The sequence below is a fragment of the Saccharopolyspora elongata genome (assembly GCF_004348985.1).
Lineage (GTDB): Bacteria > Actinomycetota > Actinomycetes > Mycobacteriales > Pseudonocardiaceae > Saccharopolyspora > Saccharopolyspora elongata.
In genome coordinates, this window is record NZ_SMKW01000034.1 from 53,439 (window position 1) to 77,763 (window position 24,325).

At 68.5% G+C, this 24,325-nt stretch carries 19 protein-coding genes; 3 read left to right on the top strand and 16 right to left on the bottom strand.

Features of this window, described 5'->3' with window-relative positions; all coding sequences use genetic code 11:
• Positions 1–230: 230 nt before the first annotated feature.
• The 5 genes from E1288_RS24335 to E1288_RS24355 form a co-directional block, all read right to left on the bottom strand.
• On the bottom strand, positions 231–1,397 hold the full coding sequence (locus E1288_RS24335; protein WP_132488818.1) for a lactate 2-monooxygenase: 1,167 nt from the start codon (positions 1,395–1,397) through the stop codon (positions 231–233).
• A gap of 75 nt (positions 1,398–1,472) precedes the next feature.
• Complete coding sequence (locus E1288_RS24340; protein WP_165968231.1) at positions 1,473–3,128, bottom strand: amidohydrolase; 1,656 nt, start codon at positions 3,126–3,128, stop codon at positions 1,473–1,475.
• Between the two features lie 4 nt (positions 3,129–3,132).
• Positions 3,133–4,425 (bottom strand): amidohydrolase, encoded by a 1,293-nt coding sequence (locus E1288_RS24345; RefSeq protein WP_132488822.1) that lies wholly within the window; start codon positions 4,423–4,425, stop codon positions 3,133–3,135.
• On the bottom strand, positions 4,425–5,783 hold the full coding sequence (locus tag E1288_RS24350) for an MFS transporter (RefSeq protein ID WP_132488824.1): 1,359 nt from the start codon (positions 5,781–5,783) through the stop codon (positions 4,425–4,427). The genes E1288_RS24345 and E1288_RS24350 overlap by 1 nt, the downstream gene beginning before the upstream one ends.
• A gap of 19 nt (positions 5,784–5,802) precedes the next feature.
• Positions 5,803–6,609, bottom strand: a complete 807-nt coding sequence (locus E1288_RS24355) for a class II aldolase/adducin family protein (RefSeq protein ID WP_132488826.1) — start codon at positions 6,607–6,609, stop codon at positions 5,803–5,805.
• A 139-nt stretch (positions 6,610–6,748) separates the two neighbouring features.
• Here E1288_RS24355 and E1288_RS24360 point away from each other — a divergent pair, with 139 nt between their 5' ends.
• Positions 6,749–7,378 carry a TetR/AcrR family transcriptional regulator gene (locus tag E1288_RS24360; RefSeq protein WP_132488828.1) on the top strand — a complete coding sequence of 210 codons (630 nt, stop codon included), beginning with the start codon at positions 6,749–6,751 and terminating at the stop codon, positions 7,376–7,378.
• Between the two features lie 15 nt (positions 7,379–7,393).
• Positions 7,394–7,564, top strand: coding sequence for a cupin domain-containing protein (locus tag E1288_RS47140; protein ID WP_207954532.1), 171 nt, complete (start codon positions 7,394–7,396; stop codon positions 7,562–7,564).
• 49 nt (positions 7,565–7,613) lie between these two features.
• Here E1288_RS47140 and E1288_RS24365 read toward each other — a convergent pair whose 3' ends face one another.
• The 11 genes from E1288_RS24365 to E1288_RS24415 all read right to left on the bottom strand — a co-directional run bounded on the left by E1288_RS24365 (position 7,614) and on the right by E1288_RS24415 (position 21,635).
• Entirely contained in the window at positions 7,614–9,269 is a 1,656-nt protein-coding gene (locus tag E1288_RS24365; RefSeq protein WP_132488830.1) for a CoA transferase, read from the bottom strand.
• Positions 9,266–10,606, bottom strand: coding sequence for an MFS transporter (locus tag E1288_RS24370; protein WP_132488832.1), 1,341 nt, complete (start codon positions 10,604–10,606; stop codon positions 9,266–9,268). The genes E1288_RS24365 and E1288_RS24370 overlap by 4 nt, the downstream gene beginning before the upstream one ends.
• A gap of 291 nt (positions 10,607–10,897) precedes the next feature.
• Positions 10,898–12,961: a 3-hydroxyacyl-CoA dehydrogenase NAD-binding domain-containing protein gene (locus E1288_RS24375; RefSeq protein WP_132488834.1), complete on the bottom strand. Its 2,064-nt coding sequence runs from the start codon at positions 12,959–12,961 to the stop codon at positions 10,898–10,900.
• On the bottom strand, positions 12,958–15,255 hold the full coding sequence (locus E1288_RS24380) for an acyl-CoA dehydrogenase family protein (protein WP_132488836.1): 2,298 nt from the start codon (positions 15,253–15,255) through the stop codon (positions 12,958–12,960). The genes E1288_RS24375 and E1288_RS24380 overlap by 4 nt, the downstream gene beginning before the upstream one ends.
• Positions 15,248–15,907: a 3-oxoacid CoA-transferase subunit B gene (locus E1288_RS24385; RefSeq protein WP_132488838.1), complete on the bottom strand. Its 660-nt coding sequence runs from the start codon at positions 15,905–15,907 to the stop codon at positions 15,248–15,250. The genes E1288_RS24380 and E1288_RS24385 overlap by 8 nt, the downstream gene beginning before the upstream one ends.
• Positions 15,904–16,578, bottom strand: a complete 675-nt coding sequence (locus tag E1288_RS24390) for a 3-oxoacid CoA-transferase subunit A (RefSeq protein WP_132488840.1) — start codon at positions 16,576–16,578, stop codon at positions 15,904–15,906. Before E1288_RS24390 ends, E1288_RS24385 begins: the two co-directional genes overlap by 4 nt.
• On the bottom strand, positions 16,575–17,747 hold the full coding sequence (locus E1288_RS24395) for a thiolase (protein WP_207954533.1): 1,173 nt from the start codon (positions 17,745–17,747) through the stop codon (positions 16,575–16,577). The genes E1288_RS24390 and E1288_RS24395 overlap by 4 nt, the downstream gene beginning before the upstream one ends.
• On the bottom strand, positions 17,741–18,178 hold the full coding sequence (locus E1288_RS24400) for a Zn-ribbon domain-containing OB-fold protein (protein WP_207954534.1): 438 nt from the start codon (positions 18,176–18,178) through the stop codon (positions 17,741–17,743). Before E1288_RS24400 ends, E1288_RS24395 begins: the two co-directional genes overlap by 7 nt.
• Positions 18,179–18,284: 106 nt before the next feature.
• Positions 18,285–19,211: a LysR family transcriptional regulator gene (locus E1288_RS24405; RefSeq protein WP_132488842.1), complete on the bottom strand. Its 927-nt coding sequence runs from the start codon at positions 19,209–19,211 to the stop codon at positions 18,285–18,287.
• Between the two features lie 312 nt (positions 19,212–19,523).
• Entirely contained in the window at positions 19,524–20,306 is a 783-nt protein-coding gene (locus E1288_RS24410) for an enoyl-CoA hydratase (protein WP_132488844.1), read from the bottom strand.
• Between the two features lie 102 nt (positions 20,307–20,408).
• Positions 20,409–21,635 (bottom strand): CaiB/BaiF CoA transferase family protein, encoded by a 1,227-nt coding sequence (locus tag E1288_RS24415; RefSeq protein WP_132488846.1) that lies wholly within the window; start codon positions 21,633–21,635, stop codon positions 20,409–20,411.
• Positions 21,636–21,931: 296 nt separating this feature from the next.
• Between E1288_RS24415 and E1288_RS24420 the strand changes: the two genes are divergently transcribed.
• On the top strand, positions 21,932–24,094 hold the full coding sequence (locus E1288_RS24420) for an ATP-binding protein (protein ID WP_132488848.1): 2,163 nt from the start codon (positions 21,932–21,934) through the stop codon (positions 24,092–24,094).
• The last annotated feature ends 231 nt before the right edge of the window (positions 24,095–24,325 follow it).

The window sequence follows — 24,325 nt, forward strand, 5'->3', positions numbered from 1 at the left end:
CCACCCACTGTCCTGATCACGAATTTCGTACACCCGAAGGAAAACCGTGCAATCATCCGGAGTTGAACCGGTTGCCTGCATCGGGAAACTCCCGCCGGATTGCTCGCGCCCCGCCGGCTCAAGGCCGCTGCACCACCATCGCCATCCCTTGGCCGCCGCCGACGGCCGAATTGGCGCCCATTCGGCCGGAGAATCACCGATTCCCGGCCAGCGGCCCCACCTCCGCACGGTCACGTGACGCGCTGGAGCGCCTCGGGCGTGAGGTCGGCGAGGGTCGGGTAGCCGTCAACGGCCATGATCAGATCGGCCTCGGCCAGGAGCGAGCGGAGGACGTGAACGACTCCGTCGGCGCCGCCGAGGGCGAGGCCGTAGGCGACGGGCCGACCTACACCGACGGCGGTGGCTCCCAGAGCGATCGCCTTGACGATGTCGGCGCCGCTGCGGATGCCGGAATCGAAGAGCACCGGTAGCCCATCCGCTGCCTCGACGACGGCCGGCAGGGCGTCGAGGGCGGGCAATCCGCCGTTGGCCTGACGCCCCCCGTGATTGGAGCAGTAGATGCCGTCCACGCCCAGATCCTTCGCACGCCGCACGTCGTCGGGGTGGCAGAGACCCTTCACGATCAGCGGGAGCTCGGTGAGCGACCGCAGCCACGGCAAGTCGGCCCAGGTCAGCGGATTGCCGAAGATCTGCGTCCACATCAGGGCTGCGGCCTGCGGGTCTTCTTCCGGCGCGCGGTCCAGGCGCGCCCGGAAGACCGGGTCGCTGGTGTAGTTGGCCAGGCAGTGCCCACGCAGCTGCGGGAAGTTGCTCGTCGCCAGATCCCGCGGCCGCCACCCGGTGACCCAGGTGTCGAGGGTGACCACGATGGCTTTGAAGCCGGCGCGCTCGGCTCGATGCACGAGGCTCTGGGCCAGCTCCCGATCAGTGGGTGTGTACAGCTGGAAGAAGCCAGGTGTCGCACCGAATTCCGCAGCGACCTCCTCCATCGGATCGGCGGACAGCGTCGAGGCGGCCATCGGGACGCCTGTGTGCGCGGCGGCGCGTGCGGTCGCGAGGTCGCCGTGCCCGTCCTGCGCGCAAATGCCGAGGACTCCGACCGGCGCCATGAACAGCGGAGCCGGCAGCGTCATCCCGAACAGGTCGACGGACAGATCGCGTTGCGACGCACCGACGAACATCCGGGGTATGAGACCCCAACGTTGGAATGCGGTGGTGTTGGCCCGCTGCGTGTGCTCGTCGCCGGCACCTCCGGCGACGTACGACCACACCGACGGCGGCAGTGCCGCCTGTGCTTTGGCTTCCAGCTCGGCGTGGACCATCGGGAACCGCGGCAGGATCCCGGCAAGGCCGTTGAGGTAGATCTCGTTCTGGTAGGAGCCGAACGGATGGCTCATGGGACAGCCTTTCTCGGGCGGGTGTTTCAGGCACCGGCGGCGCCTCCGGTCGGACCGCGGGCGCCGAGGAGGGGTTCAGCGCGACCAGGTCCGCCGCCCGCTGAGGTAGGTGGCCGAGACTTCGACCGCTTCGCGGAAGTGCTCGACGGGCGCGGTGCGCGGGTCGCGGGAGAGGACCACGAGGTCGGCGCGCATCCCGGTGCGCAGCATGCCGATCTCGTCCTCCAGGTGCAGCTGCCACGCCGGGTTGGTCGTCACCGCGCGCAGGGCTTCGTCGATGGTGAGGCGCTGGGATGTTCCGTGGATACGACCGCTGGGGTGCGATCGGCGGGTGAGCGCGGTGGCGACGCTGGACAGCGGATCAGTGGGCGAGCAGACACCGTCGTTGTGCAGGGAGACGCGGTGCCCTGCGTCCCAGGCCGACCGCGCGGACATCCAGCGATCGGCCACTTCGGGGCCGAAGAGGTCGTCCGCCAGGACGTCTCCCCACCATCGGACGTGGTCCATGAAAAGGCTGACGGTGGCTCCCATGTCAGCCGCACGGCGGTACTGCTCTGCGGTAGCGGCTCCGCAGTGCTCCATCCGCGGCCGCATCGCCCGCAGCATCTCCGGATCGCCGGCTCCGGCTTTGGCGTACGCGTCGAGGACGGCTTCGAACGTGACGTCCCCGTGGACGTGACAGGCGAGCGGGAAGCCCTGCGCTGCGAAAGCGGTGGCCAGCTCGGCGAGTTGGTCCGGACTGTAGTTCATGGGACCGTGCGTGCAGTGGTCCATGCCGATGCGAAGCGTCGCGTCGTTGTCCTTGAACGGGAAGCTGGTGGCGACGCTGCCCTGCCACGGGGTCCCGTCGGCCCACAGCTTCATGCCGGAGATGCCGAACATCTCGCTCGCGGGAGCATGGCCGGGGAAGCGCCGTTCCGGCTCCGCAGCCAGCTCGGGAGTCCCGATGAGGTACGAGCGGATCCGCAGGGCGGCGCCGGTGCGTTCAGCGGCGGCGCGCAACGCCAGAACGTTCCGGGGATCGGTCGCCATGTCGGTTGCCGTGGTGATCCCCACCCGGGCGTGCTCGGCGAACGCCCAATCCAGTGCGGCGGACACCTGCGCGTCGTCGCGGAAGTCCTCCCCCAGCGCTTCGAACAAGGTCAGGATGGCGCCGGTTTCTTGGGCCTCGCCGGTGGGTTCGCCACTCTCGTCGCGGACGAACCGCGCGCCCGCAGGGTCGGGCGTGTCGGCCGTGATCCCCGCCGCGCGCAGGGCCGCGGTGTTGCCGTAGGCGGCGTGGCCGCTGTTGGAGACCACCACGAGCGGGGCGTTGGGACACAGCTCGTCGAGCAGTTCGCGGGTGGGCAAGGCCAAATCTCGTTGCAGGAGCAGGTCGATCCCGTAAGCGCCCACCGACTTGCCCGGGGCGGCGGCCACGGCCGCTTTGATCCGCTCGTAGACCTCGGTTCCGGTGGGCACGGTGAACGGGCGGACGTCGATCGCGGGCGGGGCGAGGGTCAGGGCCATCGTCGAGGGATGTCCGTGGGCCTCGACGAAGCCGGGCAGCAGCGCCCGCCCGTCGAGGTCGACCACCCGCGTGTCGGGGCCGCGCAGGGCGAGGACCTCAGCTGCCCGCCCCACGGCGATGATCAGGCCGTCGCGGACGGCGAGGGCTTCGGCTTCCGGAGCCGCGTCGTCCATGGTGAGCACCGGGCCGCCGGTGAAGATCAGCTCTGCTGAGTCGGGCACGATCTCAATTCCCTCCTGGGACATCGGAATGTCCCTGTTGGACAGTCAGCCACGGTGCGGCGGCGGTGAGCAGGTAGCGCACGCCCAGCCCGATGGTCGGATCGGGAACCGGGGCGAACAGCGCCGAGTGGTTGCCTGGGATGTGCGGCGGAATGCCGTTTTCCAGCAACGCCTCCCGGTCGATGTCGCCGAACGCGGCGTGGTCGGTACCGCCGAACATCCAGTACACCGACGGCGCGTCGAGAGCGGCGCCGAAAGCACCGAAGTCCTCGCTACCGGTGACGGCCTGCGGCAGGGTGAACACCAGCTCCGCACCGAAGGTCTCGGTGAACGCGCGGAACACCGTCCCGGTCGCCGCCGGGTCGTTGACGGTCACCGGAAAGCTCTCGGTGATCGTCACTTCGGGATCCCGGTCGGCTCCGGACGCGACGGCTTCGCCGCGGATGATCCGTCGCACGGCCGCCAGCACCTGCTCGCGGATCGCGGCGGTCTCGCTGCGAACGCTGATGTGCAGCTCGGCGGTGGACGGGATGATGTTCGCCTTGGTCCCGGCGTGGATCGCGCCCACGGTCACCACGGCCAGCCTGCCCGAGCCGATCTCCCGGGCCACCACCGTCTGCAGGCGCGTCACGATCGCAGCCGCCATCACCACCGGATCCACCGTCGTCTCCGGCCTGGACCCGTGCCCGCCCCGGCCGAACAACCGGACCCGCAGAGTGTCGGCCGCGGCCATGACCGGACCCGGCCGGGTTCCGACGGCTCCCACCGGTACTGGGCTGACGTGCTGACCCAGGCACACGTCGGCGCGCGGGAACCGCTCAGCGAACCCGTCCTCGATCATCGCCGCAGCACCACCGACCTCCTCCGCGGGCTGGAAGACCGCCACAACGGTGCCCCGCCAGGCGTCCCGGTTCTCGGCCAACAGCGCGGTGGCACCCAGCAGGCACGTGACGTGCATGTCGTGGCCGCAGGCGTGCATCACGGGCACCTCGTTGCCCTCGGCGTCCACCGCGGTCCGGGTGGAGGCGTAGGAGAGGCCGGTCTCCTCCCGCACCGGCAGCGCGTCCATGTCGGCGCGCAGCAGCACCACCGGCCCCTCGCCGGAACTCAGCACGCCGACCACGCCGGTGCCGCCGACCCCCTCGGTGACCGCCCAGCCCTGCTCGCGCAGCCGGGAGGCGACGATCCGGGCCGTACGCACCTCCTGGAACGAGAGCTCCGGGTGGGCGTGCAGATCCCGGTACAACTCGTGCAGCGCCGGCAGTTGGCCGTCCAGACCGGCGATCAGGGCAGTCATCAGGTCTCCGTTTCCGCTCGAACTGGTGGCAAGGGCGATGTCTCGGACTCGCTGCGCGGGAACCGCACCAACAGCGTCAGCAGTACGGCGAGGGCGAGGGCTCCGGCCAACAGCAGGAAGGCCTGGTCGAGTGATCCGGTGCTCTCCTTGACTGCACCGACGAGAGTCGGGCCGACCAGACCGCCGAGCTGCCCAATACTGTTGATCATCGCGATACCGCCCGCCGCTGCCCGGCCGGTGAGCAGCCGTGCGGGCAGCTCCCAGAACACCGGCAGTAGACCGCTGGCCCCGAAGGAGGCCACCGCGACGGCGACCAAGCTGAGCCCGGGCGGGAGCACCGCCGCAGCGGAGAGCCCGACGATGCCGATGAACAGGCCGATGAGCAGAAGACCGCGACTGTTCTCAGTGCGCCCCGCCTTGCGACCGAAGTACAGCAGGCCGATCGCGGCCACCAGGGTGGGGACCGTGATCAGCATGCTGAACGCGGTCGTGCTGAGCTGTCCGATCTGACCGACGAGCGGCGCAAGCCAGAAGCTCACCCCGTTTGTCACGAGGTGGTAGCACAAGAAGATAATCGCCAGTAGCAGGACGCGTCGGTCCCGCAGGGCCTTCCCGAGAGAGAGCGGTTCCCGGCCCCGGACGGCCGCCGCTTCTGCCGCGATAGCGGCCTGGACGGCCTGCGCGGTCTCGGCGTCGAGCCACTTGGCCTCGCCCGGATGGTTGGGCAACCACTTGGCCGCCCACAGCCCGACGAGGACGGCGGGCAGTCCTTCCACGAGGAAGAGCCACTGCCAGCCGTGCAGCCCGCCCGTCCCGGCGAGCCCCAGCAGGAGGCCGGCCAGCGGCCCACCCAGCACCCCGGCGATCAGCGGCCCGGCGAACAGCAGTGCGGTGGCCCTCGCTCGCTGCCGTTCGGGGAACCACTGCGTGATCAGGAACAGGACGCCTGGGAAGAAGCCCGCCTCGGCGATGCCCAGCAGCACGCGGAAGACGATCAGCGAGGTGGCGTCCCAGGACAGCGCGGAGAGCATGCTCACCGCGCCCCAGGTGATCATGATCCGCCCGAGCCACTTGCGCGCTCCGACGCGGTAGAGGATTAGGTTGCTCGGCACCTCCAGGAGCGCGTAGCCGAGGAAGAAGGCTCCTGCCGCAGCACCGAACACGGTCGCGCTCAATTCGAGCGTGCGCGAGATCGAGGGTTCGGCGTAGCTCAGGTTCAGCCGGTCCAGGTACGAAATGACGTACATCAGGACCAGCACCGGTATCAGCCGCCGCCTGGCCAGCGCGACACCCCTGTCGACCAGGGACTGGTCCAGGGGTGCCGGCCGGGCCGGCTCTGGGACGGAAGCGGAGCTCATGTCGTCCTCCCCGAGCCGCTCAGTCGAACAGGTCCGGTTGCTCCTCGGTGATGCGGTCCCACATGGGCCGGAACTGGAACCACCCCGACAACGGGCTGCCGATCTGCTCACGCACCTGGAGGGCGGTCTCGCGGTCGATCTCGTGCGGATGCCCGGCCGCCATGGCCAGCAGCTGCGCCTGGCAGGAACGTTCCATGGTGACGAACCACCAGGCGGCCTCCGCCACGGTCTGGCCGACCGTCAGCAGGCCGTGGTTGGCCAGGACGACCGCTTTGTGGCCGCCGAGCGCGACACCGATCCGCCTACCCTCCTCCGTGTCGTTGACCACCCCGCGAAAGTCCTCGTACAGGCCGTGGTCCTCGAAGAACGCGCAGGCGTCCTGGGTGATCGGGGACAGATGCCGGCGCAGGGTGGCGAACGCCTTGCCGTGCAAGGAATGCGCATGAGCCGCCGCGACGGCATCCGGTCGGGCCTTGTGCACTTCGGAGTGGATGCAGAACGCCGCGCGGTTCACCGGTCGGCGGCCCTCCACCACATTGCCGGCGTGATCGACCAGGATCAGGTCGGAGACCTTGATCTGGCTGAAGCTCATCCCGAAGGGATTGACCCAGAACCACTCGGGGTTCTCCGGGTCGCGAGCCGTGATGTGCCCGGCCACCCCTTCCGAGAAGCCGAGCTTGCCGAACAGCCGGAAGGCAGCGGCCAGTTCCTGCTTGCGGTGCAGCCGCTCCTCCTCCACCGAGTCGAAGGCGGGAGGGAGCATCGCCTGGAATCCGGGCGGGGTCGGTCCAAGTCCGATGTGCACGTCGGCAGCGGTCGTCTCCATCAGAACTCCTTGAGGATCAACGAAACGAGTACGCAGTCGTAGCTCATGCAGAGTCGTATTTCATACAGAGCCGTATGTCATACGATGCTGTATCGTGAAGGGCGTCACGTCCGGATGTCAATGCCCGTGGAGGAATGCGTTGCCGAAGGGACAGACCAAACGCCGCCCGAAGACCACCGAGCGCCTGCTCGATGCGGCGCTCGAGACGTTCGCCGACCGCGGCTTCTACGGCGCCTCGATCGAGGAGATCTGCGACCGGGCGGACCTCACCCGCGGCGCGTTCTACTACAACTACCGCACGAAGGAAGACCTGTTCTTCGCGTTGTTCGACCTGCACGCCCAACGGGTCATCGACCGGCTCACCCAGGCGATCGAAGAGATGCGGGACGCGCCGGACCCGCTGGGCACGCTGATCGCGCGCACCAACGCGGTCGACGACAGCGAACGTCGCTGGTACCTGCTGTCGACGGAGTTCACGCTCCACGCCATCCGCAACCCCGAGACGGCACGCGCTCTGGCCGAGCACGACCGCCGCCTGCGCGACGAGATCGTGCGACTGCTGGGCACGCTGTTCGACCGCCTGGGCCGACAAGCCGCCGTCGACCTGGACTCGCTTGCCCGGTTCATCACCGCCCTGCACGAAGGCTCCCTGGCGCAAAGCCTCGTCGAGCCGGACCAACTGGCCCCGGACGAGCTGGCGACGGCCTATCTGCCGCCACTCATCAAGGCCATCTCCCGAAGCCGAGCCAAGCGGAAAACCAGCCCCTGACCCGAGTTCCGCACGATGCGGCGTTCGCAACCGGCAAGAGTGTCCGGCCGGGTCGCCCTGGTCGACCTCGAAGGCGGCCGCGAGGAATTCGTCCCCGGCCAGGTCTTCTTCGTGCCCGAAAACTTCCGCGGCACCTGGCTCACCCTGGAACCTTCGAAGAAGTTCTTCTTCGCATTCTCCCGTTGATCCGCACCGAGGTCAGCGGCATGAGCCGGGGCGATCAACACGCTTGGCGCTACGGCGCCTCGGTCGTCGCGAACTCCTCGCGGAGCGCCGCACCGTGCTGGTCGAGCGCGGGTACGGATGCGGACTCGAGTGACCAGGTCGAGTGCTGCGTCGGGGGCGCCGTCACAGAAACGGTGCCGGCAGGCGTGTCCACCCCGAGCCGGCTCAGCTGGGGGTGGGCAGCGAGCTCCGGAACCCCGTTGATCCGGGCGCACGGGATGTCGACCTGCACGAGCCGGGCGACGGCCTCGTCGGCGGTGAGCGGCGCGAGAAAACCTTCGACAAGACCGTCGATCTCGGCCCGGTGGGCGACCCGCTCGACGTTCGTGGCGTACCGCTCGTCGCCGGCGAGCTCTGGCCGGTCGAGCAGCCGCTCCGCGAACCGCCGCCACTGGACGTCGTTCTGGATGCCGACCAGCACCATCCCCTCGCCGGCGGTGGGATATGCCCCGTACGGGGCGATGACCGGGTGGTTGAGGCCCACCCGCGGCCAGATCGTGTGCTGGTGCTCCCAATGCAGCAATGGGACGGCCATCCACTCTGCCATCGCCGCGAACATCGAGACGTCCACAACGCCGCCTGAACCCGTAGTCGCGCGCCTCAGCAGCGCCTCCACGATCCCGGCGTGGGCGGAGAGTCCCGCGGCGATGTCGCATGCGGACACCCCGACCCGGCCTGGCGCCTCGGGCGTGCCCGTGACCGATGCCAGCCCGGACTCCGCCTGGATCAGCAGGTCGTAGGCCTTCATCTGCGCATAGGGCCCGGTCCGGCCGTAGCCGGAGATGGTGCAGGCGACGAGCCGGGGATTCGCCTCCACCAATGATTCCGCTTCGAGACCGGCACGGGCCGCTGCACCGGGACCGAGGTTCTGCACGAAAACATCAGCGCGGCTGATCATGGCTCGCAACAGGGCAGCGTCCTCTTCCCGGGTGAAGTCCAGGCAGATCGACTCCTTGCCGCGGTTGAGCCAGACGAAGTAGGCGCTCTCACCATGGACCGCACGGTCATATCCGCGGGCGAAATCTCCCGATGTGCGCTCGATCTTGATCACACGAGCGCCCGCGTCGGCAAGCCGGCACGTCGCCAACGGCGCGGCGACGGCCTGCTCCAGGCTGACGACGAGCATCCCTTCCAGAGGCTTGGTCATCCGAGGGTGTCCTCTCCTGTTCTCGCACTGCTGGGGATCAGATCTGCGTGGCGGGCCATCGCCGACCGCCGACTCGCGCTCGATTCCCAACTCGGCTCCGTACCGAGTCAGCGCTTCCATCGTGTCGGCGGCGGCGAAGGTACCGACGAACTCACCTACGCCGACATCGATGCCCACGTTTGTGGTCGTGTTCTGCCACGTCTCGAAGAGTCGCTTCTGCGACGCCAGCACGGTTGTGGTGTGGCTCGTGACCTTCGCCAGGAAGGTTTCGAGTACCTCCTCCAACCCACTCGGCTCGACGAGCCGGTTGCAGAGACCGGCGAGCTGCGGTGCGGTGGCCGGGTAAAGATCACCGGTCAGGATCATCTCCTTCGCGTGGCCGAGACCCACGTACTGCTGCAGGAGGCCGGCGTCGATGACCGACGGGATGCCCAGCTTGATCTCCGGCAGGCCGAAGCTGGATCGCGTCGTCACCAGACGCACATCGCAGGCGACAGCCAGCTCCAGGGCCCGGATCATTCGTGCGGTGCGGGAGTCCGGTTCAGGAGGGCCAGGGAGCAGACCAGCGACAGCACGACGTAGCCGATCGTCAGCGCCACCACCGAAGTGATCGAGCCCGTCGTGGTGAGCAGGTACTGGCACAGGAACGGTGCGGTGCCCGCGAAGACCGTGGTGGACATCTGGTAGCAGACCGAGATGCCGGTGTAGCGGGTCCGGGCGGGAAAGGCGTTGGAGAGGATTCCGGCCAGGGTCGCGTAGAACATCGAGTGCGGGAAGGTCGCCAGCACCATGCCCACGATGGCCAGGGCGGTAGACCCCGTGCCGATCAAGTAGAACATCAGCGGCATCAGGAAGATCTCCGGCACCAGGATCCAGACGATCGCGTTCCGGGTGTCGAACCTGGTGGCCAGCACCGCGCCGAAGGGCTGCGCCAGCACCTGCGCGATCAGCGCGATCATGATGACCATCAGGAAGGTGGACCGGGAGAAGCCGATGTCCTCGGTGGCCCAGGACAGCGCGAAGGTCGTCTTGACGTACGAGGAAGCCATGCCGATCGCGCCGGCCAGGATGCCGAGCACGACGACCTTCGGCGTGGACCGGAGCACTTCCGCCAGCGGCAGCCGTACAACCGTGCTGGACCGGCGGAGGCTCTCCATCTCCGGCGACTCCTCCAGCCGGGTGCGGATCACGATGCCGACGATGACCAGCACCGCGGAGAACAGGAACGGGATCCGCCAGCCCCACGAGGTGAACTGCTCCTCGGGAAGCTGGGTGATGGCGATGAACGCCAGCGTGCCCAACAGGTTTCCGACCGGCGAGCCCTGTTGGGCGAACGCGCCGAAGAGGATGCTCTTCTTCTTGGGCGCGTGTTCGGTGGCGATCAGCACCGCGCCGCCCCATTCGCCGCCGATCGCGATGCCCTGCAGCATCCGCACGGTGACCAGCAGCAGCGGTGCGGCGATGCCGATCTGGCCGTAGGTCGGCAGCAGGCCGACCATGATGGTGGCGATCCCCATCATGGTCAGGGTGATCATCAGCATCTTCTTGCGGCCGAGCCGGTCGCCGAAGTGACCGAAGATGACGCCGCCGAGGGGGCGAGCGATGAATCCGACCCAGATGGTGGCGAAGGCGACCAGCGTGCCGATGGCAGGCGACACCGTCGGGAAGAACAGCGCGCCCAGCACGAGCGCCGATGCGGTGCTGTAGATGTAGAAGTCGAAGATTTCGATGGTGGTTCCGACGAAGGCCGCGACTCCGGCCCGGCGGGCCATCCTGGATCGCGCGGCGGAGTCGATCGGAGCCGCGACGCCGGAGGCGTCCTCCGGCGTCCCGGTATCGAGCGAACGTGTGGACATGCGGACTCCTTCGTCCAGCAATGAGCGTTTTTCATCCTGGTCGGCCCGCAGTCGCGGGTCGCAAAGCTGCACGTCGATGGGGTGTCGCATGCGCCGCAGGCGCATAGCCCACGTACGACACGGGCGCCGCCGCGGGTTCACGGTGCCCACCCCTCCCGGGGTTCCCCCGGCGAGGACGGCCCCTCCGCCGCGTATTTGGACAGGGGCACCCACAGACCAGGGAGCCTCTGAGGTTCCGCTACCCGCACCGCCACGCGAAACGAGGTTGGAAGAACCTCAATGAGACCGGGGTCAGAGACTGGTGCGGCCTTCGGCCACGGCGCGCTCCAACAGCGGCGCGGGTGTCCAGAACTCGCCATGCGCGGCGTGCAGCGCCTTGATCTTGGCCAGGGTGATGTCCAAGCCGGTGGTTCGGGCGTGGTGCATCGGTCCGCCGCGCCAGGCCGGGAATCCGTAGCCTTGGACGTACACGACATCGACGTCCGAGGCCCGCTGCACGATTCCCTCTTCGACGATCCGTGCGCCCTCGTTGATCAGCGCGAGCACGCAGCGGTCCACGATCTCCTCGGTGGAGATCTCGCGGCGCTCGATGCCGGCTTCCCGTGCGCACTGCTCGATGATCTCCTCGACCGCTGGGTCTGGGATCGGTGTGCGGTCGCCCGGTTCGTAGCGGTAGAAGCCGGCGTTGGTCTTCTGCCCGAACCTGCCCTGCTCGCAGATGCGGTCGGGCACCGCCGAGTAGCGCAGGTGCTTGGGGCGAGTCGGGGCGAGGCGCTTGCGGGCGGCCCAGTTGATGTCCAGTCCCACGAGGTCGGACATCGTCAGCGGCCCCATGGCCATGCCGAAGTCCTTCATGGCCCGGTCGATCTGCTGCGGCGAGGCGCCTTCTTCGAGCAGGAACCAGGCTTCGCGCCAGTAGCCGGTGAGCATCCGGTTGCCGACGAATCCCTCGCACACCTTGACCAGCACCGGGATCTTCCCGATGTCGGTGGCGATCCGCATGCTGGTGTCGATCACCTCGTCGGCCGTCCGGGCGCCGCGGACCACCTCGAGCAGCCGCATCACGTTGGCCGGGCTGAAGAAGTGCAGCCCGATCACGTCCTGCGGCCTGCTGGTCGCGGCGGCGATCTCGTCGATGTCCAGCCGGGAGGTGTTCGTCGCCAGGATCGCCCCCGGCTTGCACACCGCGTCCAGTTGCTGGAAAACCGCCTTCTTGATGGGCATTTCCTCGAACACCGCCTCGATCACGAGGTCGGCGTCGGCGACGTCGGGCATTTCCAGCGTGGGTTTGATGCGCGCCAGCCGTTGGGTGATCTCGTCCTGGCTGAGTTTGCCCTTGTTCGCGGTGATCTCGTAGTTGCGGCGGATCAGCGCCAGCCCACGATCCAGCGGCGCTTGCTCGCGTTCGAAGACGGTGACCGGGTATCCGGCGTTGGCGAACGCCATCGCGATTCCGCCGCCCATGGTCCCCGCACCGATCACGGCCACCGACTTGACCGGGCGGTTGCCCGGCCCGGGTGCCTTGGCCGCCTTGCGTTCGGCGAAGAACAGGTGCCGAAGGGCTTTCGACGTCGGCTCGCCGACCAGCCGTTCGAAGACCGCTCGCTCCCGGTCCAGGCCGTCGGTCAGGGGCAGTTCGGTGGCGTGTTCGACGCAGTCGATGGCGCCGCGCTGCGCGTCGGCGTTGCGGGCTCGCGGGGAGACCGCTGCGCGGGCTGCGGCGAAGTCGACTTCGGCGGCTGCTGGAGCGCGGCGGCCGATCACCGGGTGACTCGGCGCGTCGAGCACCGTGCGGGCGAATTCGACGCCGCCATCCACCGGGTCGCCGTCGAAGGCCGCATCGGCCAGGCCGAGTGCCACCGCCTTGGCCCCGTTCACCGTGCGGGCGTGCTGGATCAGGTCCAGCGCGGCGGCGACCCCGATGAGCCGGGGCAACCGCTGGGTGCCACCGCCGCCGGGCACCAGGCCGAGGTTGACCTCGGGCAGCCCGAGGGTCGCGTCCGCGGTCACCACTCGGTAGTGGCAGCCCAGTGCCAGCTCCAGTCCGCCGCCCAGCGCCATGCCGTGGATCGCCGCGATGACCGGTTTGGCGGACTCTTCGATCGCGGCGATGACCTGGTGCAGCATCGGTTCGGCATTCGCCGCGGGGGTGTTGAACTGGCGGACGTCGGCGCCGCCGGAGAAGCCTCGGCCGCGCCCGGCGAGCACCACGGCCCGCACCGCCGGGTCGGCGACCGCCCTGGTGATGCCTTCGAACAGTCCTTTTCGGACGGTGTCACCGAGGCCGTTGACCGGCGGGTTGTCGAGGAGGAGGACGGCGACGTCGCTGCGCCGCTGGTAGGTGGCGGTGGTCATGAGTTCTCCGCGAATCTGGTCAGGTGGTGGCGAACGCCGCCGTAGGTGTGCTCGATGGCGAACAGGCGCTTGACGTAGTGGCCGAGCGCGAGCTCGTCGGTCATGCCGATGGCTCCGTGCAGCTGGATGCCCTGCTGCCGCAGGAGGCGCCCGGCTTCGACGCAGCCGACCTTGGCCGCGGAGACCATCCGGGCACGCATCGCCTGGTCGGCATCGTCGACGTGGCGGGCCGCTAGCCAGGCCAGCGAGCGGGCCTGTTCCAGCGCCAGCAGCATGTCCACCCACCGGTGCCGGACGACCTGGAAATCCGCGAGCCTGGAGCCGAACTGGCGGCGGTCCCGGATGTACTGGGTGGTGAGGTCCAGGACGGTGCTCATGAGCCCGACCGCTTCCGCGCACAACGCGGCGGTCGCGGCGTCGAGCGCCTTGTCCAGCACCGGGAAGGCCTGATCGGGAGCTCCGATCAGGGACGTTTCCGGCAGGTGGATGTCGGTGAACCTCAGGTCTGTCCCGCGGCGGCCGTCGATGGTCGGGTAGTCGCGGAGGTCCAGCCCGGTCTGGTCGCGGTCGACGAGGAACAGCGAGATGCCGGCCTCGGCCGCCGCATCGCCCGAGGTGCGGGCCGAGACGATGAAGTGGTCGGCTCGGCCACCGTCGATCACGACGATCTTCTGCCCGGTCAGCGACCAACCGTCGCCGGTGCGCACCGCTCGGGTCTCGACGCTGCGCGGATTATGATCCGTCTGCGCCTCGCCGTGGGCGAGAGCGACGATGCGCTCGCCCGCAACCACCTCGGGCAGGATTTCGTCGCAGGCGCGCTGCCCGCGAAGGCCGCCGGCGAGCAACCGTGCGCCGAGCACCGCCGTGCTCACGTACGGTTCGTCGACCAGACGGCTGCCGAACTCCGCCAGGACTACGGCCGTCGTGCTCGCATCCGCGCCGGAATCCTCGGCGGCAAAGCCCAGCAAGCCCATTTCGGCGAAGGACTTCCAGTGCGCGGGTTCGAGCGTGGTTCGCGGCGGCGAGTACTCGCGGTCCAGGTAGCTGCCGACGGCCTCGGCGATCGCCCGCTGCTCGTCTTGCAGGTCCACGTGCTGCCAGCGGCCTTCGCGCTGGTCCAGCAGGGCCTTGGCGATGATGTTGCGCTGGATCTCGTTGGTTCCGCCGCAGATCGAGATCTTGCGCAGGTTCAGGTGGAAGCCGGCGAGCGGCTCCGCCCAGTCCGGGCCGACTCCGGCGCCGTCCAGTGAGAAAGCGCCGTCCGGGAACCGGATGCCGTGCACCCCGGCCACCTCGACCTGCTGCTCCGTGATCCGCTGCGCCAGGTCCGCGCCGAGAAGCCGCAGCACCGACGCCTCGGTGCCCAGCCCTCCGTCGGCCAGCACCCGTTCGGTCAGCCGCAGGTTGGTCTCCTGCAAGGCGAGCGCGTCGATCTCCAGCCGCGCCAGTTTCGAGGCGAACACCGGGTCCGCGCTCAGCGGCGCCCCGTCGATGTCCCGCTGCGCGGCGATCCGCTGGAGGAACGCGAGTTCACGCTTGGCCCGGCCCACGCGTGCGGCGCCGAAGCGTTCCTGCGCCAGCAGGAACTTCGCGCAGGTCCAGCCGCCGCCGAGCTCGCCGACGAGGTTGTCCACCGGCACCCGGACGTCGTCGAAGAACACGTCGTTGATCTCGGTGTCACCGTCGATGGTGCGGATCGGTCGCACCGTGACGCCCGGCGAACGCATGTCGACGAGCAGGAACGAGATCCCCTCCTGCGGTTTGCCACCGCTGTCGGTGCGGGCCAGGCAGAACATCATGTCCGCGTACTGCGCGTAGGTGGTCCAGGTCTTCTGTCCGTTGAGGACGAAGTGGTCGCCGTCCCGGTCTGCGCGCAGCTTCAGCGATGCCAGGTCGGAGCCCGAACCTGGTTCCGAATAGCCCTGGCACCACCAATCCTCGCCGGTCAGGATCCTGGGCAGGTAGCGTTCTCGCTGCTGCGACGTGCCGTACTCGAGCAGCACCGGGCCGACCATGCGCAGGCCGAACGGTGGCGTCTCGGGCGCCCCTGCGATGGCGGCTTCCTCGTCGAAGATCTGCCGCTGAGCCGGCGACCATCCAGCCCCGCCGTGGGACACCGGCCAGTTCGGCGCGGCCCAACCGCGCGCTTGCAGGATTCCTTGCCAGCGCGGGAAGTCCTGCTTCTCCAGGCGTCGGTGCTCGATGACCTTGCGGCGCAGGTCCGCGGGCAGCTCGGCGGCTATGAAGTCCCGCACCTCGGCCCGAAAAGCCGCCAGTTCCGTGTTGTCAGACATGCTTCTCCTCCAGCTCGAAGCACAGCGGGGCACCGGTCCGGTCCTGCAGTTGCGCGCGGGTGAGCCCGGGAACCATTTCGCGCACCACGAAGCCGTTCATCGTCACGTCCACTGTGGCCAGATCCGTGTAGACCCGGTTGACCACTCCCGCGCCGGTCAGCGGCAGCGAGCACTGCGCCACCAGACGTGGTCGTTCGTCCTTGGTGAGGTGTTCCATCACGACGTGCACCCGCTTGGCGCCGACCGCGAGATCCATCGCACCGCCGACGGCATCGGCCCGGCCGGTGTCCCCCAGCGACCAGTTCGCCAGGTCGCCGGAAGCAGAGACCTGGTAGGCCCCGAGGACGCAGTAGTCGAGATGTCCGCCGCGCATCATGGCGAACGAGTCGGCGTGGTGGAAGAACGAACCGCCCGGCACCATGCCCACCGGTGCCTTCGCGGCGTTGGTGAGGTTCGGATCGGGCTCCTCGCCGGGCGCCAGGGCGCGCATGCCGAGGATGCCGTTCTCGCTGTGCACGACGACGTCGTCGGCGGGCGTCCAGTGCTCCAGGGCGAGGACCGGCAGCCCGATCCCGAGGTTCACGTACGAACCGGAGGGGATGTCCCGGGCGACCGCCCGCGCCATCTCCGATCGACTCCGCTTCTCGATCATGCGGTCCTCCCATTCGCGACGACCACCCGCTGCACGAAGATGCCCGGCGTGACCACCGATTCCGGGTCCATCGCACCGAGCTCGCAGGACCGGTCGGCCTGCACGATCGCCGTGGCGGCGGCCATGCACATCAGCGGCCCGAAGTTCCGGCCCGTCTTGCGGTAGGTGAGGTTTCCCCACCGGTCGGCGTTTTCGGCCTTCACCAGCGCGAAATCGCCGTGCAGCGGCGCTTCGAAGACGTGGCCCCGGCCATCGATGACCCGGGTTTCCTTGCCGTCGGCCAACGCGGTCCCGTAGCCGGTCGGTGTGAAGAAACCGCCTAGTCCCGCGCCAGCGGCGCGCAGTCTCTCCGCCAGCGTGCCCTGCGGCACGCATTCGTACTCGATGCGGCCCGCTGCGAACGCCTCCGCGAAGACGTGGGATCCGGTTCCGCTGGGGTAGGACGCGATCAGCTTGCGAACCCGGCCGAGCTTGATCAGCCGGGCCAGCCCGTCCTCCCCGGTGCCGCTGTTGTTGCACACCACGGTGAGCTCGGCGGCGCCCTGCTCGGCCAGCGCCTCCAGCAGTTCGACCGGCTGACCTGCCACACCGAAACCGCTGACCAGAACGGTGGATCCGTCGGCGATGCCGGCCACCGCCCGTTCGATGGACTCGACGAACTTGTTGATCACGACCGCACCTCCGCCGGGGACGCCGTGGACAGGATCGCGGTCGCCTCGCTGGAGAAGACCCCGCCGTTGCCGTGCACCAGAGCGGTCCGCGCTTCCGGCACTTGCCGCGCCCCGGCCGCACCGCGCAGCTGCTCGACCGCCTCGATGACCAGGAAAATGCTGTACATCCCCGGGTGCGCGAAGGACAGGCCGCCGCCGTTGGTGTTCATCGGCAGGCTGCCGCCGGGCTCGATGCGGCCGTCCGAGACGAACGCGCCGCCCTCCCCCTTCGCGCAGAAACCCAGGTCTTCCAGGAACAGGATCGGCGTGATGGTGAACGCGTCATAGAGCTCGACGACGTCGATGTCCGCCGGGCCCAGGCCCGCCTGGGCGAAGGCGGCGCGGCCGGAATCGACCGCCGGGGTCACGGTGAGCTCCGGCATGCTGGAGATCTGCCGGTGCCAGTGCGCATGTCCGGTGCCGAGCACGTGCACCGGGGCCGGGTGCAGGTCGCGGGCCCGGTCGGCACGGGTCACCACGAACGCGCCCGCGCCGTCGGTGACCAGGCAGCAGTCCCGGACGGTCAGCGGCTCCGAGACCATCTTGGCGTTCATCACGTCGTCGACGGTGAGCGGATCGCGTTTGAACGCAGCGGGGTTCAGCTGCGCCCACTTGCGCGCCGCTACGGCGACCTTCGCGAGCTGTTCGCGCGTCGTGCCGTATTCATGCATGTGCCGTGCGGCGGCGAGGGCGTAGCTGGTCGGTGGGTTGAACGGCTGGTACGGGTGCTCGTACGGCTGGGGGTCCAGCGCGGCGCGCATCTGGTTGACAGCGGTGCTGCTCGGCGCGCTGCGCGGAGTGGCGCCGTAGCAGATCAGCAGGTTGTCGCATTCGCCCGCGGCGATGGCCAGCTGGGCGATCTTCAGCGCGGCGATGAACGACGAGCCGCCGAACATGGTGCTATCGGAGAAGCGCGGCCGGATGCCGAGGTACTCCGCCATCCGCATGACCCACCACGGAGAGGTCAGGCTGGCGGTGATGATGCCGTCGATCTGCTCCATCCGCAGCCCGCTGGCCGCCACCGCCGTCGACGCGGCCTGCGCGATGATGTCCTGCTCGCTGCGGGTGCCCGCGTGCCCGAGCCCGGCCATTCCCGTGCCGAGCACGGCGACCGAGGGGTTGGTCAGCACTGCTCCTCCCCCGGTTCGAAGGTCAGCAGCGGACCGGCTCCAGCCGCCTTGCCGACCACTGCGACGACCGGCATCCCGATCCGGACCGCGGCCGGCTCGATGCCAGTCACGTTGGTCATCAGGCGCGGACCTTCGTCGAGGTCCACCAGCGCGACGTTGTAGGTCTCGTCGTTCCGGCGATGCACCACGGTGGTGGAGTGCACCGTGCCGCGACCCGACGGCTCGACCCACCGCAGGTTCGCCGAGCCGCAGTGCGGGCACAGGATGCGCGGATAGAAATGGGGCCGGCCGCAGTCCTCGCAGCGCGGAATCACGAACTTCCCGGCTTCGAGACTCCGCTGGAAATGGTCATCGACGCCTACGACCGCCGCTCCGTTGCGATTTAATTCCATGAGTTCCAATAACCTTGTGATCCACGGGGCACGCGACATCCGATTCACCGATGCGCACTACCGAACGAAATGAAATACTATTCCCAACGACCCGGGAAATCGACTTGAAATATTCGAACCCAGGATTCGTGGATATCGAAGGCACTCACGCCCCGGGCGGGGCCGCCTGCCGGGTGGCCACCACCCGGGGGTCGGTGAGCAGGAAGTCCACGAACGCCGCCGTGAAGCTCGGCAGCGCGGCGTCCACCGAGGTGACCAGGTGCAGCTCCCGGGCAGCCCACGGCTCCAGGATGCGCAGCGCGGCCACCCGGCCGCTTTCGGCCATCGGCCTGGCCACGCTCAGCGGCACCAGCGACACCCCGACGCCCGTCTCCACCAGGTGCAGCACGGCGTTGAACGAGTGGACGTGCAACCGCGCGTTCAGCGTCTGCCGGTCCCGCTTCGCGACCTCGGCCAGGAACAGGTAGTTGCTGCTGGTCCGGCTCATGCAGATGAAGTCGAACTCCAGCGCCGCGCCGAATCGGATCTCCGGATGGCGGGCCAGCGGGTGGTCGATCGGCGTGACCACCACCAGCTCGTCCACCGCGTACCGCACCGACCGAACGCGGCTGTCGGAGACTTCCCCGGCCAGCACACCGACATCGACCTCGCCGGTGGCCACGCCTTCCGCGATCGCACCGCTCAGCCGCTCCTCCAGATCCAGGTTGACGTCAGGGTGGGCCAGCAGGAATCGGCTGACGCTGGGCAAGATGAAGCCGTTGAGGGAACTGCTGTTGGCCCACAGCCGCACGCTGCCCTTGAGCCCCTGCGAGAACCGGGACACGTCCCCGTGCATCCGGTCCACACCGGCCAGCAACTCCCGGACGTGCGTCAGCAGCACCTCACCGGCCGGGGTCAACCGCATCCCGCGCGCCGTCCTGGTGAACAACGCGGTGCCCATCGCGTGTTCGAGGTTCTTCAGCCGGTAGCTGGCCGAGGACGCCGTGATGAACACCGCCGACGCACCGGTCGACAGGCTTTCCGCCTCCGCGATGGCGCGGAACAGCCGGAGATCGGTCAGTTCGTACCGCATGCCGCCGCCCAATCCGCCACCTCCACACCGGTCGCGCGCGCGGCCCCTCACCTGCGGTATCGACCCGGCGAAATTACCACGGCCAAAAGCCCAGGCGAGGACCCGACGAGACGGCCATCACAACGTCGCACGGCGTCCCGGCCGCGCACCGTCGGTGACTACGTGGGTGGCTGCAACCCCGCTGCCCACCCTGCTCCGAGAGGAGGGCAGCACATCTTCGATCTCGATCACCGGTTCGTTTCCCGATCACCGCCCTCAGCGCCGCGACGGGGCGGGCCCGATTCATTCCTCGACCCGCTCATCGAACCGCGGTCACCGGGAGCGCTTCCGGTTCAGGAATTCGGCCATGAACCGCTGCGGTTCACCGGTGTCGAAGGCTGCCGCGAATTCCGGGATGCTGGCCGCTACGGCCTCGTCGACCGGGAGGTCCTCCCACGAGCGCAGCAACCGCTTCTGCTGGCGCAGCGCGGCCGGGCCCAGCTCGGCGAGACGCTTCGCGTTGCGGGCTACCGCAGCATCCAGCTCGGGTAGGTCGCAGATCTCGTGCACCAAGCCCCAGGACAGCGCGGTGGGCGCATCGATCTGGTCGCCGGTGAGGGTCAGCCAAGTGGCGCGGCCGTTGCCCACCAGCCGTGGCAGCAACGCGGCGTGGATCACCGACGGAATGCCGACCGCGACCTCGGGCATGCCGAAATGCGCATCGCTACTGGCGATTCGCAGGTCGCAGGCGGCCGCCACTTCAAGGCCGCCACCCAGGGTGTAGCCGGCGAGCCGGGCGATCACCGGCGCAGGGAAGTCGCGCACCGCATCGCACATGCCCTTGAGCCCTGTGATGAACTCAGCGGCGCTGCTCCGGTTCAGCGTGACCATCTCGCCGATATCGGCGCCGCCGATGAACGCCCGGTCACCGGTGCCGCGCAGCACCAGCACCCGGACGTCGTCGCGGGCTGCGAGCGCCTCGATCGCCGCCGTGACGTCCTTGATGACCGCGCTGCTCAGGATGTTCAGCACCTTCGCATTGGTGATCGTGACCGTTGCGATGCCGTCGCCGTCCAGCGTCGTCGTGGTGTGTTCGGAAGTCTTGTTGTCCGCCAAAGCTGCTCCCAAGTCCGGGGTTCACTGTCAGTTCTGCCTGTGACCGGCACGTCACAGCGGGTCGTGCGGGATTGGTCGGTTGCCGCAACGAAGAACCCGCCCTCAACCGGAGTGGACGACGCCCCTGCGCACCAGAGCCGCGATCTCGTCGCCCCCGAGGCCGAGTCCGCTGAGGACTTCGACCGAATGCTCACCCTTCGCCGGCGGCGGTCGGTATTCGGTCTTCTGGTCCCCGGCCAGCAGTGGGTTGCGCACCATCGGCACGACGCCCAGCGTGGGACGCTCGGCCTCGATCCGCATGCCCCGGTGCACCACCTGGGCATCGCGGAAGACGTCGTCCAGCGTGTTGATCGCGCCCCAGGGAACCCCGGCCTCGTCGAGCACGCGGCACCACTCCTGGCGGCTCCGGGACGCCATCGCGGCGGCCACGGCCGGACGCAGCTCGGCCAGGTTGTCGATGCGGGCGGCATTCGTCGCGTACCGCTCGTCGGCCGCGAGCTCGGCCAGCCCGGCCGTGGCGCAGAACCGCCGGAACTGCGCATCGTTGCCGATCGCGAGGATCAGGTGACCATCGGCGCAGGCGAACACGTCATACGGCGCGCAGTTCGGGTGGGCGTTTCCGATGCGCTGCGGAATCTTGTCCGACACCAGGTAGTTCGACGCCTGGTTCGCGTTCATCGCCACCGCGACGTCGAGCAGCGCGATGTCGATCGACTGCCCCGCACCGGTCGTCGTGCGCTGCAGGAGAGCGGCCAGGATCGCACTGGTCGCATACATCCCGGACATCAGGTCGACCACCGCCACCCCGGTTCTGCACGGCCCGGCTCCGGGTGTGCCGTCGGCCGGCCCGGTGTAGCTCATCAGCCCGCCCATGCCCTGGAAGACGTAGTCGTAACCAGGCTTTCCAGCCATCGGCCCGCTGGCACCGAAGCCGGTGATGGCCAGGTGGATCAGCTTCGGGTTGATCTCCCGCAGCGCGGCATACCCCAGGCCGTACCGGTCGAGGGTTCCGGGCTTGTAGTTCTCGACGACGACATCGGCCTCGGCGGCCAACTCCCGAACGAGCGCCGCACCAGCCGGCTCGGCGAAGTTGATCGCGATCGACCGCTTGCCCCGGTTGCAGCAGATGTAGTAGCCGGAGAACCCGTCCGCAACCGTGGTGTCCGGCAAGTACGGCGGTCCCCAGCCCCTGGTGTCGTCGCCGCCGTCCGGGTTTTCGATCTTGATCACCTCGGCGCCGAGATCGGCCAGGTTCTGGGTGCACCACGGGCCGGCCAGGATTCGGGACAGGTCCAAAACCTTGATTCCCGCGAGAGCCCCGCTCAGCATGCCCATTCCATCGTTTGTCGCACGACATCACCCTAGATCGCCCATTCCGCGAGAACCATTGGAAAATATCGAACCCGGTCTCCGCATTTTTCGAAGACGCCGGAACCAATCGCGAAAATGAAGGTTCTCGGCATGCTCGACGGTCCTCGATGCAGCGGAATCCGCGGGTTCGCCGACCAGTGGAAGCCCTACGGCGTCGCAGAAACCATGCGGCCGTACGGGTCAACCGCAGGCGATCACCGAATACTTTCCTCTCGCTTGATTACTGTGATTCCAGGGGTAGCAGGAGGAGAGAAATGTACGACACCGAGCCGGAGACGACGGCTGGCAGGACTGCGGTGAGCAATGACGCCAGCGGGGTCGTGGCCGGTTCGGTGGTGCAGGCCGGATCCATCGCGGGGAGCGTGCACGTCCACAACTCCCAGCCGGAGCAACCGGTACCGCGGCAACTCCCGTCCACGCCCGCGAAGTTCGTCGGCCGCGCCGAGGAACTCGCGCGACTGACCGAAGCACTGGACAAGGTGACAGATGCGGACAGCACGGTGCAGGTCTCGGCTTTGGCCGGAGCTGGGGGGACCGGCAAGACCTGGCTCGCACTGCACTGGGCCCACCAGCATCTGGACCAGTTCCCCGACGGGCAGTTGTTCGTCGATCTGCAGGGCTTCTCGCCTGCGGACGCACCTATGGATCCCGCAGTCGCGGTGCGGGGCTTCCTCGATGCCCTCGGCGTCGTCCCCGACCGGGTCCCGCCCGACCTGCACACCCAGACAACGTTGTTCCGCAGTCTGGTCGACGGCAAGCGAATGCTGATCGTGTCGGACAACGCCACCGACGCCACCCAGGTGACCCCGCTGCTGCCGGGAAGCCCGACCTGCAAGGTAGTGGTGACCAGCCGCCGACACCTGACCAGCCTGGTCACCCGCCACGGCGCCCACCACCTCCGCATCGGGCCGCTCTCCGACACCGAAGCACGCCAGCTGCTCACCACCCGGCTGGGCGCGGACGGGGTGGCGGCAGAACCGGACGCAGTCACTGAACTGGTTGCCTGCTGCGGCGGGTTTCCACTGGCACTGGGCATCGTGGCAGGCCGCGCACACATGGCCTCTGATGCCCCACTAGCAGTGCTGGCCGCCGACCTTCGCGACGCCGCAACTCGCCTCGGTGCCCTAACGGACGATGACCCGGCGGTAAGCCTGCCAGCGGTCCTGTCCTGGTCTCTACGTGCGCTTACCGACGAGCAGGCCCGCGTGTTCGGACTGCTCGGGATCGCGCCCGGCCCGGCCATCAGCTTGCTGGCCGCCGCCAGCCTCACAGCCCTGCCCACCACCCGCGCCAGTGCAGTACTACGCGGGCTGGAGCAGGTCAGCCTGCTCGACCGGGACACCAATGGCCGGTACCGGATGCACGACCTGGTTCGCCTGCACGCCCGTGACAATCATCCCGAAGCCGACCTTGAAGTGGCGTTGCGGCGGGTGGTCGACTTCTACCTGCACACGGCATACGCCGGCGACAGGTACCTGAACCGTCACGCCACCCCTCTCGATCTGGATCCGCCGTTGGCGGGCTGCCAGCCGCAGCCTCTGACCGACGCCGCAGCGAGCATGGCATGGTTCGTCGCAGAGCACCCCTGTCTATTGGGCGCACAACGGGCAGCTGCCGTGCGGGGCTGGCATCAGGTCGTGTGGCAATTGGCTGGGGTTTTGCAGCAATTCCACTACCGGCGGGGGCACCGTCACGATGCTGTCACCGTCTTGCGGACAGGACTGGCTGCAGCCGATCAGCTAGCCGACCCCACCTCCTCCATTCATGCGCATCGGCTCCTTGGAGCCGCTCTCGCCCGGATAGGACGGGAGGGCGAAGGGCTGGAGCATCTCCAGCAGGCCCTCTCCCTGGCCGAACGTGCTCATAGCCGTCATCACCAAGCCCACACCCACCAGGCTCTCGCAAGCGCCTGGGGGAGGCGAGGGGAGCATGGGCGGGCACTGGAGCACGCCACCCGCGCTCTGCACCTCTACGAGCAGGACCCGACCTCTCCTGTGTGGAAAGCCAGCGCCCTCAATCTGATGGGCTGGTACGCCGCGCAGATAGGTGACTACCAGCGAGCCCGTGCGCACTGCCAAGCCGCACTCGATCTGCACCGCGACCACCTCAACCACGACGGTGAGGCAACGGCCCTCTACAACCTCGGTTACGTCGACCATCACAACGGCGACCACGATCAGGCCCTAGCCCACTACCGGCAGGCCCTCGTCCTGCGACGGAACACAGGTAACACCTATCAAGTCGCCAACACCCTTGACAGGGTCGGCCACGAGCATGTGGCATGCGGGCAGACAGAGCAGGCCCGGGCGGTATGGCGGGAGGCACTGGAGCTGTTCCAGGCACAAGGACGCGACAACGCAGCCGTGCGGGTACAGCGGCAACTCGATGATCTCGACCAGCGGTCAGGCATCGCGTAGCCGGTGTCCAGGAGACCGGCAGGCTCTCGAACAACGCCGCCGCCAACCCGGTGCACAACCCATTCCGGTCACTGCCCGTCCATCCACAATGGACGACGAGAACGTGCTTCTCGGCCTTCGGCGAACCTCCGCAGGCTGACCTCGGAGCCCCCGTCACGGACTTCGGGGGCCACGGGAGACGGAACTTGGACCTGCGGACCGCGGAACGCTCAGTTGGTCAGCGGAACCATC

Coding starts and splice junctions, on each gene's coding strand:
- E1288_RS24335 (WP_132488818.1), bottom strand. CDS start 1,397: ATGAGCCATCCGTTCGGCTCCTACCAGAACGAGATCTACCTCAACGGC.
- E1288_RS24345 (WP_132488822.1), bottom strand. CDS start 4,425: ATGACTGCCCTGATCGCCGGTCTGGACGGCCAACTGCCGGCGCTGCAC.
- E1288_RS24350 (WP_132488824.1), bottom strand. CDS start 5,783: ATGAGCTCCGCTTCCGTCCCAGAGCCGGCCCGGCCGGCACCCCTGGAC.
- E1288_RS24355 (WP_132488826.1), bottom strand. CDS start 6,609: ATGGAGACGACCGCTGCCGACGTGCACATCGGACTTGGACCGACCCCG.
- E1288_RS47140 (WP_207954532.1), top strand. CDS start 7,394: ATGCGGCGTTCGCAACCGGCAAGAGTGTCCGGCCGGGTCGCCCTGGTC.
- E1288_RS24365 (WP_132488830.1), bottom strand. CDS start 9,269: ATGATCCGGGCCCTGGAGCTGGCTGTCGCCTGCGATGTGCGTCTGGTG.
- E1288_RS24370 (WP_132488832.1), bottom strand. CDS start 10,606: ATGTCCACACGTTCGCTCGATACCGGGACGCCGGAGGACGCCTCCGGC.
- E1288_RS24375 (WP_132488834.1), bottom strand. CDS start 12,961: ATGACCACCGCCACCTACCAGCGGCGCAGCGACGTCGCCGTCCTCCTC.
- E1288_RS24380 (WP_132488836.1), bottom strand. CDS start 15,255: ATGTCTGACAACACGGAACTGGCGGCTTTTCGGGCCGAGGTGCGGGAC.
- E1288_RS24385 (WP_132488838.1), bottom strand. CDS start 15,907: ATGATCGAGAAGCGGAGTCGATCGGAGATGGCGCGGGCGGTCGCCCGG.
- E1288_RS24400 (WP_207954534.1), bottom strand. CDS start 18,178: ATGTCGCGTGCCCCGTGGATCACAAGGTTATTGGAACTCATGGAATTA.
- E1288_RS24405 (WP_132488842.1), bottom strand. CDS start 19,211: ATGCGGTACGAACTGACCGATCTCCGGCTGTTCCGCGCCATCGCGGAG.
- E1288_RS24415 (WP_132488846.1), bottom strand. CDS start 21,635: ATGCTGAGCGGGGCTCTCGCGGGAATCAAGGTTTTGGACCTGTCCCGA.
- E1288_RS24420 (WP_132488848.1), top strand. CDS start 21,932: ATGTACGACACCGAGCCGGAGACGACGGCTGGCAGGACTGCGGTGAGC.